The following is a 1208-nucleotide window of genomic DNA, read 5'->3' on the forward strand; positions in this document are numbered from 1 at the left end:
TTGGTCAGCTTTCGGTGAAACGCCTCAAAGACCCATATGTAGAGGCAACCGACTTTCTTGCGCGGGAGCTGGATCAAACGCTTATGAAACACCGTAAGTGGAGACACGCTTCGGACACACTATCGAGGGCGCTGCAGGTCCTACGGGAGGTTTATCTCGCCTATGGCGCCATGGGGAAGAAGGACCCAGACGTAGCAACTCAGCTCGAGTCACTGGATGGTGAGTACAGGGCAAAAGTACTCGAGAAATTAACAAAAATCGAAGAGCCAGCCACGCGTATAAGCCGTGCGGATTGGGCCATGCTCCAAGAACGGAGGGTGGAGATAAGACGGGAGAGTCGCCTCCAAGCATTTCGAATAGACATCGCACAAATGAAACCCTTCTTGGACGTCTTACGAACAACGACTCCCACTGTCGCTCGAGGAAACTTCTTCCTTTTGGAAGGTTCCTATGGGGCAGGTAAAAGCGAACAGGCCGACACCTGGTTATTACAACAGATCGAGAAGTACCGTCTGCACGAGGGGATGCCTGTCCCACTCCATGTGGATGCGCGGGATGTCGAACAGGCCAGCATCGAGGGCCGACTTGCAGCAGACGTGGGTCTCACTGCGTTACGGACACAGGGAGTCGCTTTGGTCGTTGACGGATTGGACGAAATCCGAAGCGAGAGAGCATCACGGGTTTTAGACGATGCCAATACTCTAGTTCTGACATACTCAGAGGCTAAAGTACTCTTGACCTCTCGATCAGGGGTTCTTGACGGACACCGGCTCCTCCATGCACGGAACCATCACGAGCAAGCTCCTTTGGACCTCGACACTGCCTTGAGCTTGATCACATCCATAGGCGGGACTACACTTCACGCAGCTCTAGCGAATCCTGTTTTTAAGCCGAGCATCCAGCTTCCGTTTTTCGCTCTTGCGGCAGCTGTGGGTGCACGCGAAGGAAAGGTTCATTCCAGTCGGGCCGGCCTCATACGCGATCTTGTTGACCATGCGATACGTCCACCGGGGGCGGCTAGAACCAGCATTGGCACCACGGAGGTTCACAGCACACTGGGGCGACTTGCTACGAACACCACCAGACGGCACTCTCAGGACGGGCTCAACGAATCCGAACGACTGCGGCTGCTCGAAACGGGCCTAGTTGTAGGAGGGCATGACGTTGTTGATAGTCGCCGGGGTGAGTGAGGCCGGGGGCTGATCGCC

1 protein-coding gene is annotated in these 1208 nt (G+C 55.4%); it reads left to right on the forward strand.

Going from position 1 to position 1208, the window contains the following annotated elements; all coding sequences use genetic code 11:
* Positions 1-1190 (forward strand): hypothetical protein (locus N7E59_RS11810; RefSeq protein WP_261625136.1); only part of this gene is annotated, 1190 nt, incomplete at its 5' end.
* Positions 1191-1208 lie beyond the last annotated feature (18 nt).

This window comes from Nesterenkonia marinintestina, from assembly GCF_025420485.1.
Lineage (GTDB): Bacteria > Actinomycetota > Actinomycetes > Actinomycetales > Micrococcaceae > Nesterenkonia > Nesterenkonia marinintestina.